Here is a 14,934-nt window from a genome sequence, read left to right as displayed (position 1 = left end):
GCGTACGGGCATGGGCACGAGGACAGTGACGACAACGGAAACGCGTGAGGTGACCGCGGCATGGCAGGGCTGACGTACGACGACCTCTACCAGGTCTCCTTATCCAGCCTCGGTTCGGCGGCCGAGGACTGGAAGGACATGGTGGACCAACTCGCCAAACTGGCCACCGACGCGATGGACGGCATGGTGCGACAGTCCGACGCGGCCCGCTGGGAGGGGGTGAACGCCGGCGTCACCCGCCCCTTCATCCGCACCACCGCCGCCGAGTTCCGCGACGCGCACGCCCAGGCCAAAAGCATCTGGAGCATGCTGCGCGACGCCCACCAGGACCTGACGGCGGTCCAGAAGGCCCTCAGGAAGGCCGTGGACGTGGACGCCAAGAAGCACAGCATCCAGGTATCGGGCGGCGCCGGCTCGACCGTCATCTGCCAGTACGTGGACAGGTCGGGCGAGAAGACCAAGCTCAAGCCGGAGCAGGTGGAATACCTCAAGGCGCTGGAAGAGCAGATCAACCATCTCCTCGTACAGGCCAACGAGATCGACGACTCGGTGAGCCGCGCCCTGGGAAGGATTCACGGCGGCGACAGCCACGACTTCGGCCACGCGAAGTACGACACCCTGGACGACGCCCAGCGCGAGCGGACCGTCCAACTCGCCAAGAAGAGCCTGGACCTGCACAAGGACGGCAAGGAACTGAGCAACAAGGAACTGGCCGAGTTCCAACGGCTCATGCAGAGCAACTCCAAGGACGCGGAATTCGCGGTCGAGTTCTACCGCGAGATGGGCCCCAGGGACGCCCTGCGGTTCCAGGCGCAGTTGGCGGTAGACGCGTCAACGGGTGACGACAGTACGCGCCTGGAGTTGGCGAAGAGCATCCAGAAGGACATGGGCCTGACGCTGGCCACGGCAACCGATCCCCCCACCGGCAAGGACAACCCCCACACGTCCTTCCGCGAGGACCGCACGTATCTGGGCAGGGCGTGGGTCAATGAGCTGAAGAAGGTGGGTACGAAGCCGCTGGATCTCGGCGTCCACCACGCCGAACCCCTCGGCTACCAGGCCCTGGCGTCCCTGCTGCGGAACGGCAACTACGACAAGAGCTTCCTCAAGCCCATCGCCGAGGACATGGTCGTCTACGAACGCAAGAACGCCGGTTGGCCTACGCCCGACTCCTACCACGGCGACCTGGAGCTGGCCCTGAGCCTCTCCGACAAGAAGAGCCCCGGCTGGGACCCGATGACCGGCCTCCTGGAGGGACTCGCGAACAGCCCCGACGCGTCCACCGCCTTCTTCAACGGCTCCACCGGCGGCGGCGACAGCGACCTGAAAAAACTCAGCAACCTGCAATTCTTCACCAGCGAGGACGACGGCCGCGTATGGCCCTCCGACAAGCTCAGTGGCACCACCCACCCCGACGACGAAAGCACCCTCCCGTCCAAGCAGGCCCTGGGCCACGCCCTGGAATCCGCCACCTCGGGGCGACCCTACGGGGACGACGGGCCGCCGCGGCCACACACAACGGGCCAAGCGGATGTCTTCGAGAAGGTGGTCCAGGAGTTTGGGAGTAACCCTGACTTGATCAAGCACGACGGGAACCTCTCGGTGATCGCTCCCAATCTGGGAAACATGTCGGCGGAGTACATGTATGACATCCAGCGGAATTTCTCGGGAGAGGGCGGAGCCGAGGTGTATTTCAAGCATGCGGGAGCCGTGGCAGACCTCTCCGGTTTGGATGACAACGCGCTCAGGCAGTTTCTGCGAGCCACTGCGGAAGATCCCAAGGCGTACGGGGCCATGGCCAACGCGCAACAAGCGGTCACTACTGAAGCGATCCGAGTGGGCGTGGCCGATCCGGGAGCGCAATCGCTCTCGGAAGTCTCCCAGCGTGCCACGCGACCTGGCGGGATTGTCGCAGGCTGCATAGCTGAGGGACGAGCCGAGGCTATCGCGGCAGCCGACGACAGTGTCAAAAAGATCGACGAGTACAACAAAAATGTGGAACTCGGCGACAAGTGGATTGGCCGCATCACCGACATGGCGGCCAACCACGTTCCAGTAGCAGGCGACGCAGCATCGTGGATCACTGAAGACATTCGCGAAGCGGTGGTCAAGCACTACACGAAGGATGAAGCTGACGCGGTCGCAGAAATTGAGAGGAACAGCGAAAATTACCTGGAAGAAGAAGCCAAGGAAACCGCAGAGGCAGCCAAGCGAGCTTTCGCCAACGCCGCGCGGCAAGAAGGCGTCTCGACGGCTCCGGGTACACCGGGATTCGCAGTAGCAGGAGACGTGTACTCGGCGGCTTATGCCAGCTTCAGGGACGGAAAATCTCAAAATGCCTAACAAGCCTAGCCTGCCCAAGGCCCTCAAGTCCCCGGCTGGCCTGGCATTATCAGTCACCTTTACACTCCTCGCTGGCGCTGGAGCTTGGTGGATGTTCTCACCTGCCGAAGACACTATCGCTTTACCACAGAAAGTCTGCGACGAAGCAATCTCGAGCGACGCCCTTAAGGGGGTTTTCCCCAAAAAGGGCGAAAAATTCAGAGAGGAGAGTTCCCACCTCGGCACCTTCTACGGAGAATGCAGAGTGGTGACAGCGGGAGGGGAGAGGGCAAGCTTTTCGTACATCAACAATCCCGGGGGTGAATACTTTCGCGACCGGATACAGAAAAAAGGTGTCCCGGTCTCCCTAGGAGGGGCTTACGGGTACATGGCACCCAACCACGTCATCTTGCTGTACGTGCCATGCGCCAATGAGCATGCTACCGACCGCATACGCGTTCAGACAGGCACGTCGATGTCTACGCAGGACGACGCGGAAGAATACGGGCGCGCTAAGCCCGTCAAGGGTGACAAAGAGCTAACCCTGTTCACAGGAGTCGTGGCTCGCGGGCTGGCCCGGGGTCCACTCAACTGCCCCAACGCCGACAAGCTCCCCGAAGGCCCCGTAAAGATCCACTGGCCGTAGCGCCAGTCACACCGATTTCCTCCCCCGGGTCCAGCGACCATCAACACCAACGCGCGGAATGACGCCATGCCGAAAAACCGGAGACATCATTGCGCCACCTGATACCACGGCTCGAAATGCGCACCGCATATAGCCGGCTCACCATCGCCGCCCTCGTATCATCACTCATAGGCGCAGGAACTCTATGGACAGTCGCACGTCTTCCGACCGGCAGTAAAGAAGCCACCACGGCAACGCAGATGCTTACGGCGCGTGTCTCATCTCATCGAACGCTAGGCGGCGAGGCCCAGCACGAGCGTGCCGTGCAGCTCGCCAGGAACAGCGTGGCCCTCCACGAGAACGGCAAGGAGCTGAGTATCAGGGAGCTGGCCGAGGTCCAAAGGCTCTTCCAGCGCGACGCGAAGGACCCGGCATTCGCGGTCGCGTACTACCGCGAGATGAGCCCCAAGGGGGCACTCCGCTTCCAGGCCCAGTTATCCATCGATGCGTCATCGGGTGACGACACGACCCGACTAGAACTGGCCCAGAGCATCCAGAAGGACATGGGCCTGGCCCTGGCCACGGCAACCGGCCCGTCCACCGACAAGGACGACGCCCACGCCTCCCTTCGTGAGGGCCGTGCCTACCTGGGCAAGGAGTGGATCAACGACCTGAAGGAGGTCGGTACGCAGCCGCTGAGCGTTGGGCTCGACCATGCCCAGCCCGTCGGCTACCAGGTGTTGGCGTCACTGCTTCAGCACGGCACGTACGACAGGAGATTCCTCAACCCCATCGCCCAGGACATGGTCACCCTGGAACGCAAGGGCGCAAGCTGGCCGGTGGCCGACCCTCATCAAGGTAGTCAGCACTTCGGCCTCAACCTCACCCACAAGGAGACCCCCGGCTGGGACCCCATGACCGGCCTCCTGGCGGCCTTCGGGCACAGCCCCGAAGCCTCCACCACCTTCTTCAGCGGCTCCACCGGCGGCGGCAACAGCGACCTGAAGCGACTGAGCAACCTGGACTTCTTCCTCAGCGAGGACAGCGGCCGCAAATGGCTCCCCGACAGGACCAGCGGCCTCACCAACCCCGACGACGAAAGCCGCATCCCCGCCAAGCGGGCGTTGGGCCACGCCCTCGAATCTGCCACCACGGGTCGGCCCTACGGAGACGGTGGACCGCTGCGCCCCCATACGCGGGAGCAAGCGGACGTCTTCGAGAAGGTGGTGAGGGAGTTCGGGAGTCACCCCGATTCGATCAAGCGCGACGGGAGCCTCGCGCCGCTCGTTCCAAGCCTGGGGAACATGTCGGCGGAGTACATGTACGACATTCAGCGAGAGTTTATGGGAGGAAGCGGGGCCGACTCGTACTTTCGGCACGCGGGGGCTGACGCCAACCTCTCGTACAAGGAGGGCGATGCACTGGAGGCATTCCTCCAGGCTGTCGCTGAGAACCCGGGAGCGTACGGGACTGTCATCGCAGCCCAGCAAACGGTCACCACGGCGGCGATTCGCGGAGCCATCGCTGACGCTGACGGCAGGACGTTGGCCAGCGAGGCCGAGCGAGCCGCCATGCCTGGCGCACGCGTCGCGGACAGTGCGACGGAGGGAAAGTTCCATGCGATCGCGGCAGCCGAGAACGGCCTGCAAATGATCGCGGAATACAACAACAGTCTCGCCGTCACGGACAAGTGGGTGGGGCGACTGACCGCGATGGCCGCCATCCGTCCCCCATCGACGAGACTTGCCGCGTCCCGGCTCTCCGGAGCTGTCAGGGAAGCCGCGATGGGGTACTTCGAGGAGGATGGCCCAGCCGAGCTTGAGGAGGTCGAAGAGGGTAGAAGGAACTATGTGCTGGTCAAGCGCAGTCGAATCGCGCGTGCGGCCAGCCAAGCAGTCCAGGCCGCCGCACAGCAGGAGGGGATCCCGGCGGGGCCCCGCACGCCCGCAGCCGGGGCAGTAGCCGATGTCTACATGACCGTGAACTCCACGCTCTGGGGCAGCGTGCAGTCGTCGTAACCAAGAGGCATCAGCCCACGAACGCCGCCACCGCCACCACCACGAGCAGCAGGATGAACGTGCCGCTCACGATCAGGCTTCTCATCTTCGGGTCCACGCTCCGAGGTTAACCCGAGGCCCGGACGGCGCGGTGACCGACCCGAGGTCGGTGCGCGGGCGCCGCGCGTCCAGCGTCCCCGTTCACTCCCCCAGCGGCCACGCGGCCAGCGTCTGGTAGCGGGGTTGGGCGCCGGGGACGCCGGACTCGGGGAGGTTGCTGCGGACCAGGCTGAGGTGGGCGGCGCGCCATGGGTGGCCCCCGAAGGTGGCGAGGGCGGCGGCGTAGCGGGGTAGGTCGGCGGCGCCGGTGCGGTCGCGGGCCAGGGTGAGGTGCGGGGTGTACGCGCGGTGCTCGGTCATGTCGATGCCGGCGCGGCGGGCCGCCGCCGACGCCGAGTCGGCCAGCCGGCGCATCGGGGGCAGGCCGCCGGACGCGCCGGCCCACAGGGCCCGCCCGCCGAAGGTGCCGGCGCCCTGGAAGCGGAGCTGGAAGTCGCCGTTGCGGTGCGCGGCGCGGCCGAGGCGGGTGTACAGCTCGGGCAGGGTGTCGGGGTCCACCTCGCCGTAGAAGGCGAGGGTGAAGTGCCAGTTCGCGCGGGCGGTCCAGGTCAGCCGGTCCGCGCCCGGCAGGTCGTGCAACGGGGCGACGGCCGTGGCGAGTTCCGCGATGGCTGCCTCTGGTGGCAGCACGGCTGCGAAGAGTCTCATCCGCTCAGTTTCGCCCACGGGCGCCGCCGCCCGGCCCGCCGGGGCGACCACGACCGACCCCCACCCTCGCTCCGGCCGGCCGGTCAGCCGGTCAGCCGGTCAGCCGGCTGGCTGGCTCGTCGTACGCCTGGCTTCGGCTACACGGTCTTCACCAGCGGCTTGCCCGTACCCGTACCCGTACCCGTACCGCGACCACGCGTGGCGCCGTCGCTCGTGGCGTCATCGCCCGAAGCGGCACCGTCGCCCGGCGCGGCGCCGCGCCCGCCGAGCCGGCCCGGGTCGGCCGGGCCACCCGCCGGGCGGCCTGCGGACCCCGCCGTCCCCAGCTCAGCCGCAGCCGCGGCAGCGGCAGCGGCACCCGCTGCGGCCTCCGCCGGAACCGACCCGGCGCGCGGCACCAGCCGCACCAGGCGCTGGCCGCGGCGTAGGTCGAGGCGGACGCGGAGGCCGCCGACGCGCATGAGGACCAGGCCGACCGTGAGGGCCGCGAGGGCGGAGATCACGCCGCCGGCGATGAAGCCGGCGCGGGCGCCGTAGGTGTCGGTGGCCCAGCCGACGAGCGGGCCGCCGATCGGGGTGCCGCCGACGAAGACCATCATGTACAGGCTCATGACGCGGCCCCGCATCGACGGGTCGGTCGCGAGCTGGACGCTGGAGTTGGCGGTGACGTTGAACGTCAGGCCGAAGACGCCGATCGGCACCATCAGCGCGGCGAAGGCCCAGAACGAGGGCGTGAGCGCGGCGACGATCTCCAGCAGGCCGAACAGCAGCGCCGCGCCGACCATCATGCGCAGCCGCGACGTGCCGCGCCGGGCGGCGAGCAGGGCGCCGGTCAGCGAGCCGGTGGCCATCAACGTGTTCAGCAGGCCGTACGTGCCGGGCCCGGCGTGGAAGACGTCGTCGGCGAAGGCGGTGAGCCAGATGGGGAAGTTGAAGCCGAAGGTGCCGATGAAGCCGACGAGCACGATCGGCCAGATCAGTTCGGGGCGCCCCGCGACGTACCGCAGGCCCTCGCGCAACTGGCCCTTGCCGCGTGGCGCGCGGTCCACGGAGTGCAGTTCGCCGGTCCGCATCATCAGCAGGCCGATCAGCGGGGCGGTGAAGGAGAGCCCGTTGAGCAGGAAGGCCCAGCCGCTGCCCACGGCGGTGATCAGGACGCCGGCCACGGCGGGGCCGACGAGGCGGGCGGACTGGAAGTTGGCCGAGTTGAGGCTGACGGCGTTGCGCAGGTCGTTCGGGCCGACCATCTCCATGACGAACGCCTGCCGGGCGGGGGTGTCCACCACGGTGACCATGCCGAGCAGGAAGGCGATCAGGTAGACGTGCCAGACCTGGACGTGGCCGCTCAGGGTGAGCGCGGCGAGCGCGAGCCCGCACAGGCCGAGCGCGGTCTGCGTGAACAGCAGGATGCTTCGCTTGGGGTAGCGGTCGGCGATGACGCCGCCGTACAGGCCGAAGAGCAGCATCGGGAGGAACTGGAGGGCCGTGGTGATGCCGACGGCGGTGGCGGAGCCGGTGAGGCCGAGCACGAGCCAGTCCTGCGTGATGCGGGACATCCAGGTGCCGGTGTTGGATATGACGGCGCCGCTGGCGAAGAGCCGGTAGTTGCGGATCTTCAGCGAGCTGAACATCGTGCCGCGGGTCGGCGGGGAGTCGGTTGGTGTAGACGGTTTTGGTGCGGGTGCGGAGTCTGCTCCGGGTCCCGTACTCAAAGCGGCTTCGCCTCCTCTCGGTGCGGGGAGGCCGCCGCCGGGGCGGCCTCTCGGGTCGGCTTGGGTGGTTCGGTCGCTGTGGGGTCCTGACGGTCGGGGTGGCCCGGGGGCGGGCCGGTGGCGGGTACCCGGCGCGCGGCTGGGCCGCACGCCGGGGCTGGCGTCACAGGTGGGCGAGCTTCTCCAGGACGGGCGCGGCGGCGCGCAGCGTGGCCCACTCGTCCTCGTCGAGCTGCCCGGCCAGGTCGGCCAGCCAGGCGTTGCGCTTGCGGCGGCTCTCCTCGAGCATCGCCTCGGCCCGCTCCGTCTGGGTGACGACCTTCTGCCGGCGGTCTTCCGGGTGTGGCTCCAGCCTGACCAGACTCTTGGCTTCGAGCAGGGCCACGATGCGGGTCATCGACGGTGGCTGTACGTGTTCCTTGCGGGCCAGCTCGCCCGGCGTGGCCGAGCCGCAGCGCGCGAGGGTCCCGAGCACCGACATCTCGGTCGGGCTGAGCGATTCGTCCACGCGCCCCCCGCGCCCGCCGTCGGAGACGAGCGGCTGGTGCTTGAGACGTCGAGAGAGGCGCATCACGGCGGATCGCAGCGAGTTCACGGCGGCAGCGTCGTCGCCGGTCAAGTCAGGCATGTATTTAGCGTAACTCATTACGCTGCCTAACAAAACCCACAAACGTTTCCCGTACGAATCACCCATACGAGTGGTCTCGCGCCGTGAAGTGAACGAACGACACCACCCTCCCGGCAACGCTGTCCCGCATGGGATCAAAGGTGCTCAGCCTGCGGATCGACGGGGAGTTGCTGGACCGGATGCGCCAGCACGCCGCCAAACGGAGCATGAGCGTGCAGGAGTACGTGGTCCGGACGCTGATCCGGGAGGACTTCGACGAACGCTTCCACGCCTCGCTGGACGAGACGGCGGCCTTCTACGACGAGCCCGGCACCCCGTCCGACGCTCGGGCCCGCTGACGTTCCGTACGCGTACCCGACGACGCAGGACCGTACGCGAGGGCCCCGGACCGTACGCGCGGACGTCGGACCCCGGGGCGTACGGGACGACGCCGGGCCCCGGCCGGCGTGGTGCCGGCGGGGGCCCGGGGCGGGGGGTGCGGGGGCGCGGGGTTACTTGACGCCGAGGGCCTGCTCGATGGGGTCGAGCAGGAAGTAGACGAGGAAGCACGCGCCGACGACGTTGAGCAGCCAGGGGACCTCGCGGAACCGCTGGGTCGCGACGCGGAGCAGGATGAACGCCAGCACGCCGATGCCGATGCCGTTGGTGATGCTGTACGTGAACGGCATGGCGATCATCGTCAGGAACGCCGGGATCGCGATCGTGACGTCGCTCCAGTCGATCTCCTTGATGTTGGCCGCCATGATCAGGAAGCCGACGACGAGCAGCGCGGGCGTCGCCGCCTGGGACGGGACGACCTTGGCCAGCGGCGTGAAGACCAGGGCGAGCAGGAAGAGGCCGCCGGTCACGATGTTGGCCAGGCCGGTGCGAGCGCCCTCGCCCACGCCGGCGGTGGACTCCACGAAGCAGGTGTTGGCCGACGCGGAGCCGAAACCGCCGCCCGCGACCGCGATGCCGTCCACCATCAGGATGCGGCCCATCCCGGGCAACTGGCCCTTCTCGTCGGTGAGCCCGGCCTCCTCGCCGACGCCGATGATGGTGCCCATCGCGTCGAAGAAGCCCGACAGCAGCACGGTGAAGACGAACAGGCAGCCGGTGAGGACGCCCACCTCCTGGAAGCCGCCGAAGAGGCTGATCTCCCCGATGAGCCCGAAGTCGGGCGCGTCCACCACCTTGTCCGGCACCTCGGGGACGGCCAGGCCCCAGCTCTCGTCCGGGATGGTCACGAGCGCGTTGATGATGATGGCGACGAAGGCCATCACGGTGATGCCGATGAGGATGGCGCCCCGCGTCTTGCGCACGACCAGGATGAACGTGAGCGCGAGGCCGAGCACGAAGACCAGCACCGGCCAGCCCTGGAGCTGGCCCCCGGTGCCGAGGCCGAGCGGGACGCTGGTGTGGGCCTTGTCCGGGTTGCGGGTGACGAAGCCGGAGTCGACCAGGCCGATCAGCGAGATGAACAGGCCGATGCCGATCGCGATGGCGCGTCGCAGCCCGCCGGGGATGGCGTCCATGACGCGCTGCCGCAGTCCGGAGGCGACCAGGATCATCAGCACCAGGCCGGCCAGTACGACCATGCCCATCGCGTCCGGCCAGCTCATCTTCGGGGCGAGCTGGAGCGAGACGACGGCGTTGATGCCCAGGCCCGCGGCGATGGCGATGGGCACGTTGCCGATGACGCCCATCAGCAGCGTGGTGAGCCCGGCCATCAGCGCGGTGGCCGTCACGAGCTGCCCGTTGTCGAGGTAGTTCTCGTACTTGTCGTGACCCGCCCCGAGAATGATCGGGTTGAGCACGATGATGTACGCCATCGCGAAGAAGGTCGCCAGGCCGCCGCGCACCTCGCGGCCGACGGACGAACCCCGCTGCGTGATCTTGAAGAACCGGTCGACGGCGTTCCGCGACTCGGGTGGGGGCGGGGGCGGCTGCGGGTCGTTGACCGCTGCGCTGGCCGAGGGGGACATGCGGGACCTCAGTCGGACGGGCCTTGAGGGAAGGCGGGGATGGGGGGTGGGACGGGGTGGAGCCGGGGACGGGGCGGGCGGGGACGGGTGGGCCCGTCCGTCGGTCGACGCGGGTCGGCGGCGCGTGCCACCGGCCTGTTCGCGCCCGCATTGGGATGTTCCTACGAATAAGTCCAGACGGAACCGGACCGTTGCAGTATGAACAAACAAGAGAAAGATTGCTATCTCCGCGCGTAGACCGATATAGCTCCCGGCCGGCGAGCGGCGCCCACCCCGCCGGTCGACCGCGTGGACGGACTAGGCTTGGACCATGAAGAAGTGGACCCCCCTGCACGAGGCGCCCGAGCCGCTGGAGGGCAACGTCGTCGCCACGATCACCGGTGGCACGATCGTGTGGTTCGTCCTCTTCCTCGCGCAGCTCCCCTTCTACAACTGGTTCGACGACCACGACCACCTGTGGTGGCTGTGGACCTGCCTGGCCGGCGCCGGCCTCGGGCTGATCGGCATCTGGTACGTGCGCGGGCGCGACGAGGCCATCCGACGCCACGCGGCCGAGGCCGAAGCCGCTGCCACGACGCCGGCACCCGACGCGGCGGCCGGCGGGGCGAGCGCGGACGACGCGGCGGCGGGCGGGGCGACCGGAGACGCCGAGGCCCCCGCCGTGGCGCGCCCCGCGGGCGAGGCCGGCGCCACGGCGTAGCGGCTGGCCCGCCGGCGCGGGCCGGGGCCGTGCGGACGCGGCGGCCGGGGGCACGGGGCCGAGGTGGCGCGCGGGTGGGGCGCGCGGGTGGGGCGACGCAACAACAGCCCCAGAGGTTGCCGGCGGAGTTGTTAGAACTCCCACGCCGCTTTGGTGCGTATTCAAGGGGTGACCGCTGTCTTCCCCCCGTACCTTCGTGTCATGACGTATCGGGCTGAGACCGCAGTCGACGAACCTGACCCGGACGGCGGCGCGGCCTCCGCACTCACCGACGCGGCAGCACGTCGGCCCGGCCATCCCGGGCTGAGCACGGCCGAGGTGGCGGAGCGGGTGAGCCGGGGCGAGGTCAACGACGTCCCCGCGCGCTCCTCGCGCTCCACACCGGACATCATCCGCGCCAACGTCTTCACGCGCTTCAACGCGATCATCGGCATCCTCTTCGTCATCATGCTGGCCGTGGCGCCGATCCAGGACGCGCTGTTCGGCTTCGTGATCGTCGCCAACACCGCGATCGGCATCATCCAGGAGCTGCGGGCCAAGAAGACGCTGGACAGCCTGGCCGTCATCGGCGAGGCCAAGCCGACCGTGCGGCGCGACGGGGTCGCCGCCGAGATCCCGGTCGGCGAGATCGTCCTCGGTGACCTGGTGGAGCTGGGGCCCGGTGACAAGTGCGTGGTCGACGGCGAGGTCGTGGAGGCCGACGGCCTGGAGATCGACGAGTCGCTGCTGACCGGCGAGGCCGACCCGGTGCTCAAGCGCCCGGGCGACCAGGTGATGTCCGGGTCCTTCGTGGTGGCCGGTGGCGGCGCGTTCACCGCTACCAAGGTCGGCCGGGAGGCGTACGCGGCGCAGCTCGCCGAGGAGGCGTCGCGGTTCACGCTGGTCCACTCCGAGCTGCGCAGCGGCATCAGCCAGATCCTCAAGTACGTGACCTGGATGATGGTGCCCACCGCGATCGGCCTGGTCATCAGCCAGAGCGTGGTGGAGAAGAACGACTGGCGCGAGGCCGTGCGCCGGATGGTCGGCGGGATCGTGCCGATGGTCCCCGAGGGCCTGGTGCTGCTGACCTCGGTCGCCTTCGCGATCGGCGTCATCCGGCTGGGCCGCAAGCAGTGCCTGGTGCAGGAGCTGCCCGCGATCGAGGGCCTGGCCCGCGTCGACGTGGTGTGCCTGGACAAGACCGGCACCCTCACCGAGGGCGGCATGGACGTCACCGAGGTGCGGCTGCTGGGCTCCGGCGAATCGGCCGGCGGGGGTGGGGGCGCCGCGCCGGACGAGGCTTACGTGGGGCGGGTGCTCGGCGCGCTCGGTGCCTCCGACCCGCGGCCCAACGCCAGCCTCCAGGCGATCATCGACGCGTACCCGGGGCCGGCCGACTGGGAGTGCACCGCCGCGCTGCCCTTCTCCTCCGCCCGCAAGTACAGCGGCGCGGCGCTGACCGAGCCGTCCGGCGAGGCCAGCGGCTGGCTGCTGGGCGCCCCGGACGTGCTGCTGCCGGCCGACGACCCGGCGCTCGGCGAGATCGAGGACCTGAACACGCAGGGCCTGCGGGTGCTGCTGCTGGCCCGTACGGAACGCGAGCTGGACGACGAGCGGGTGGCCGAGGGCGTGCGCCCGGCCGCGCTGGTCGTCCTCGAACAGCGGCTGCGCCCGGACGCGGCGGACACGCTGCGGTACTTCGCGGAGCAGAACGTCGCGGCCAAGGTCATCTCGGGTGACAACGCCGTCTCGGTCGGCGCCGTGGCCGGCAAGCTCGGGCTGCCGGGCGCCGAGCACACGGTGGACGCCCGCCAGTTGCCCGCCGACCGCGAGGAGATGGCCACCGCGCTGGAGGACGGCGCGGTGTTCGGGCGGGTCACCCCGCAGCAGAAGCGGGACATGGTGGGCGCCCTCCAGTCGCGCGGCCACACCGTGGCGATGACCGGCGACGGCGTCAACGACGTGCTGGCGCTCAAGGACGCGGACATCGGCGTCTCGATGGGCTCCGGCTCCGAGGCCACCCGCGCCGTCGCCCAGATCGTGCTGCTCAACAACAGCTTCTCGACGCTGCCCTCGGTGGTCGCCGAGGGCCGCCGGGTGATCGGCAACATCGAGCGGGTCGCCAACCTGTTCCTGGTCAAGACCGTGTACTCGGTGCTACTGGCGCTGCTCGTGGTCTGCTCGCAGGTCTCGTACCCGTTCCTGCCCCGGCACCTGACCCTGCTGTCCACGCTGACGATCGGCGTGCCGGCGTTCTTCCTGGCCCTCGCCCCCAACAAGGAGCGGGCGCGGCCGAACTTCGTGCGCCGGGTGATGCGGTACGCGATCCCCGCGGGCGTCATCGCGGCCGTCGCCACCTTCGCCACGTACCTCGTCGCCCGGAGCCACTACACGGGCGAGGGCGCGCGGGACGCGGAGACCAGCGCGGCGACGCTGACGCTGTTCCTGATCTCGATGTGGGTGCTGGCGATCGTCGCGCGGCCGTACACCTGGTGGCGGATCGGCCTGGTGCTGACGATGGCGCTCGGCTTCGTGATCGTGGTCGTGACGCCGTGGTTGCAGGACTTCTTCGCGCTCAAGCTGGTCGGCACGTCGATGCCGTGGACGGCGGTGGGCATCGCGGTGGCCGCCTCGCTGCTGCTTGAGGTCGCCTGGCGCTGGGTGGGCCGGCGCTTCCCGGCCTAGCGCCCGGGCGCTGACGACGGCGGACACGCGAGCGGGCCCGCGCCAGACGATGGCGCGGGCCCGACCCGTTTCCGGCGCCGCGCGCCGGGTGTCGCCGCCTTACGGCAGCGTGTACCTCACGTCACTTCACGTCACTTCACGTCGACGAAGTCCACGCCGGAGGCGACGGCCGCGTGGGTGCTGTAGCCGGCGAAGTTCCAGCGCCAGTCACCGTCCACCGACGCCTTGACCGTGGTCTTGTAGTCGCCGTTCTTGTTGCCCTTGACGGTCTTGACCGTCGAGAAGGTCTTGGCGCCCTTCTTGCGGAACTCCAGCTTGGCCGACTGGTTGCCGTGGTTGACCCACTTGTTGTCCCCGAAGACGTCCCAGTGGGCGCGGGTCAGCTTGCCCGTCACCGTGAGCGTCTTGCCCTTCTTCACGGGCTCGGGCGAGGCGTTGACCGTCAGCTTCCCCTCCCGCTGGAGCCGGAAGGAGCCGGCCTTGTCCGAGGTGAAGAAGTCGTCGTCCTTGGCGTCCACCCAGGCGTCCACGTACCAGGTGCCGGCCAGCGCGTTGGTGTACAGGTCCACGCGCGGGTCGATCTTGAAGGTCGCGGTGCAGGTGCTGACCTTCTTGTTGGTGGCGGCAACGCACGTGACGGCCTTGGTCGGCTGGAAGAAGCCGGACGACGGGCCCAGAATGTCGACCTTGGCGCCCTGGATGCCCGAGTTGTCCTGCGCCGTGACGGCGACCGTGAAGGTCTTGGCGCCGCTCGTGCCGACGACAACGTTCTTGCCGCCGTTGACGACCACCTTGGTGATCTTGGTGTCGCCGTAGCCGTCCGCGTGTGCCGCCGTGGCGGTCAGACCACTCAGCACGGTGGCGCTGGTGACGGCGAGCACGGCCAGAGATGCGCTCTTGCGCATGAATCCCCCCATACGATGAAAAGGGCTCCATCCTCTCTGATGAGATGACGGAGTCCGACGGGAGCGACTGTACGTATTTCACCCGTCATTCACAACTGTTTCCGGAGCCCCACGAGTTGAGCCGCGTCTCATACGCCCCGTCAGCCCCGTCAGCTCGGCCTCGTCAGCCCAGCCTCATGAGTCCCGCGACGGCCGGCGTCAGGCGACGGCGGTTCCCTCAAGCTCGACCAACTGGCCGGGGACGGCCAGCCGCACCACCCCGAGCATGGTGGTGGTCGGCGCCACCCCGGCGGCGGCCAGCCGCGCCGCCAGCACGCCGTAGTGCTGGAAGAGCAGGTCGACGTCGGTCGTGTAGACGTTGAGCCGCACCAGGTGGGCGAGCGCCATGTCGGCCTCGTCGAGCACGGCCTCCAGGTTGTCGACGCTCAGCGCCAACTGCGCCGCCATGTCGCCCTCGTGCTGGGGCTTTCCCTCGCGGCTCATCGCGGTCTGGCCCGATACGTACAGGGTCCGGGTGTGCCCGGAGACGACCTCGCCCTGGTTGAACCCCAGCTCCGTCGACCACGTCACCGGGTTGATCGCCGTTCGCTCCACTGCCACGTCAGCTCCGTTCGTTGAGGTGAGTACGCACGCCCGTCGGCTCGGCAGC

General features: G+C 68.8%; 11 protein-coding genes and 1 pseudogene. 6 read left to right on the top strand and 6 right to left on the bottom strand.

Translation table 11 applies throughout. From position 1 onward, the window contains the following. Nucleotides 1-60 precede the first annotated feature (60 nt). From H7H31_RS20270 to H7H31_RS20260, 3 genes are all read left to right on the top strand, one after another. Nucleotides 61-2,343 carry a hypothetical protein gene (locus tag H7H31_RS20270; protein ID WP_187062136.1) on the top strand — a complete coding sequence of 761 codons (2,283 nt, stop codon included), beginning with the start codon at nucleotides 61-63 and terminating at the stop codon, nucleotides 2,341-2,343. Further along, nucleotides 2,336-2,968, top strand: coding sequence for a hypothetical protein (locus tag H7H31_RS20265; protein WP_187062135.1), 633 nt, complete (start codon nucleotides 2,336-2,338; stop codon nucleotides 2,966-2,968). Before H7H31_RS20270 ends, H7H31_RS20265 begins: the two co-directional genes overlap by 8 nt. A 116-nt stretch (nucleotides 2,969-3,084) precedes the next feature. Continuing rightward, complete coding sequence (locus H7H31_RS20260; protein WP_187117992.1) at nucleotides 3,085-4,965, top strand: hypothetical protein; 1,881 nt, start codon at nucleotides 3,085-3,087, stop codon at nucleotides 4,963-4,965. 180 nt (nucleotides 4,966-5,145) lie between these two features. On the opposite strand, the gene thpR is transcribed toward H7H31_RS20260, so the two are convergent. From thpR to H7H31_RS20245, 3 genes and pseudogenes are all read right to left on the bottom strand, one after another. Next, nucleotides 5,146-5,712 carry an RNA 2',3'-cyclic phosphodiesterase gene (thpR, locus tag H7H31_RS20255; RefSeq protein WP_187062133.1) on the bottom strand — a complete coding sequence of 189 codons (567 nt, stop codon included), beginning with the start codon at nucleotides 5,710-5,712 and terminating at the stop codon, nucleotides 5,146-5,148. 350 nt (nucleotides 5,713-6,062) lie between these two features. Further along, nucleotides 6,063-7,424: pseudogene (locus tag H7H31_RS20250) on the bottom strand (MFS transporter); the annotation flags it as partial. Nucleotides 7,425-7,587: 163 nt separating this feature from the next. Then, nucleotides 7,588-8,052: a MarR family winged helix-turn-helix transcriptional regulator gene (locus H7H31_RS20245; protein WP_176162231.1), complete on the bottom strand. Its 465-nt coding sequence runs from the start codon at nucleotides 8,050-8,052 to the stop codon at nucleotides 7,588-7,590. Between the two features lie 128 nt (nucleotides 8,053-8,180). Here H7H31_RS20245 and H7H31_RS20240 point away from each other — a divergent pair, with 128 nt between their 5' ends. Further along, nucleotides 8,181-8,390, top strand: a complete 210-nt coding sequence (locus H7H31_RS20240; protein ID WP_187062131.1) for a ribbon-helix-helix protein, CopG family — start codon at nucleotides 8,181-8,183, stop codon at nucleotides 8,388-8,390. A 153-nt stretch (nucleotides 8,391-8,543) separates the two neighbouring features. On the opposite strand, the gene H7H31_RS20235 is transcribed toward H7H31_RS20240, so the two are convergent. After that, complete coding sequence (locus H7H31_RS20235) at nucleotides 8,544-10,016, bottom strand: NCS2 family permease (protein WP_187062130.1); 1,473 nt, start codon at nucleotides 10,014-10,016, stop codon at nucleotides 8,544-8,546. A gap of 310 nt (nucleotides 10,017-10,326) precedes the next feature. Between H7H31_RS20235 and H7H31_RS20230 the strand changes: the two genes are divergently transcribed. Then, a complete protein-coding gene (locus H7H31_RS20230) occupies nucleotides 10,327-10,716 on the top strand; it encodes a DUF2530 domain-containing protein (protein WP_187060517.1) in 390 nt (129 codons plus the stop codon). A 201-nt stretch (nucleotides 10,717-10,917) separates the two neighbouring features. Beyond that, nucleotides 10,918-13,380, top strand: coding sequence for a cation-translocating P-type ATPase (locus H7H31_RS20225; protein WP_187060516.1), 2,463 nt, complete (start codon nucleotides 10,918-10,920; stop codon nucleotides 13,378-13,380). A gap of 131 nt (nucleotides 13,381-13,511) precedes the next feature. Here H7H31_RS20225 and H7H31_RS20220 read toward each other — a convergent pair whose 3' ends face one another. Further along, nucleotides 13,512-14,285, bottom strand: coding sequence for a calcium-binding protein (locus H7H31_RS20220; protein WP_187060515.1), 774 nt, complete (start codon nucleotides 14,283-14,285; stop codon nucleotides 13,512-13,514). A 198-nt stretch (nucleotides 14,286-14,483) separates the two neighbouring features. Continuing rightward, a complete protein-coding gene (locus tag H7H31_RS20215) occupies nucleotides 14,484-14,879 on the bottom strand; it encodes a RidA family protein (protein WP_187060518.1) in 396 nt (131 codons plus the stop codon). Nucleotides 14,880-14,934: the final 55 nt, after the last annotated feature.

Origin of the sequence: Streptomyces buecherae (assembly GCF_014295035.1) — a bacterium.
In the GTDB taxonomy this organism is placed as follows: Bacteria; Actinomycetota; Actinomycetes; order Streptomycetales; family Streptomycetaceae; genus Streptomyces; species Streptomyces youssoufiensis.
The sequence above is the reverse complement of the archived record's forward strand: the minus strand, read 5'-3'. Positions and strand labels throughout refer to the sequence as shown.

Coding starts and splice junctions, on each gene's coding strand:
- H7H31_RS20265 (WP_187062135.1), top strand. CDS start 2,336: ATGCCTAACAAGCCTAGCCTGCCCAAGGCCCTCAAGTCCCCGGCTGGC.
- H7H31_RS20240 (WP_187062131.1), top strand. CDS start 8,181: ATGGGATCAAAGGTGCTCAGCCTGCGGATCGACGGGGAGTTGCTGGAC.
- H7H31_RS20245 (WP_176162231.1), bottom strand. CDS start 8,052: ATGCCTGACTTGACCGGCGACGACGCTGCCGCCGTGAACTCGCTGCGA.
- H7H31_RS20230 (WP_187060517.1), top strand. CDS start 10,327: ATGAAGAAGTGGACCCCCCTGCACGAGGCGCCCGAGCCGCTGGAGGGC.
- thpR (WP_187062133.1), bottom strand. CDS start 5,712: ATGAGACTCTTCGCAGCCGTGCTGCCACCAGAGGCAGCCATCGCGGAA.
- H7H31_RS20270 (WP_187062136.1), top strand. CDS start 61: ATGGCAGGGCTGACGTACGACGACCTCTACCAGGTCTCCTTATCCAGC.
- H7H31_RS20235 (WP_187062130.1), bottom strand. CDS start 10,016: ATGTCCCCCTCGGCCAGCGCAGCGGTCAACGACCCGCAGCCGCCCCCG.
- H7H31_RS20225 (WP_187060516.1), top strand. CDS start 10,918: ATGACGTATCGGGCTGAGACCGCAGTCGACGAACCTGACCCGGACGGC.
- H7H31_RS20260 (WP_187117992.1), top strand. CDS start 3,085: ATGCGCACCGCATATAGCCGGCTCACCATCGCCGCCCTCGTATCATCA.
- H7H31_RS20220 (WP_187060515.1), bottom strand. CDS start 14,285: ATGCGCAAGAGCGCATCTCTGGCCGTGCTCGCCGTCACCAGCGCCACC.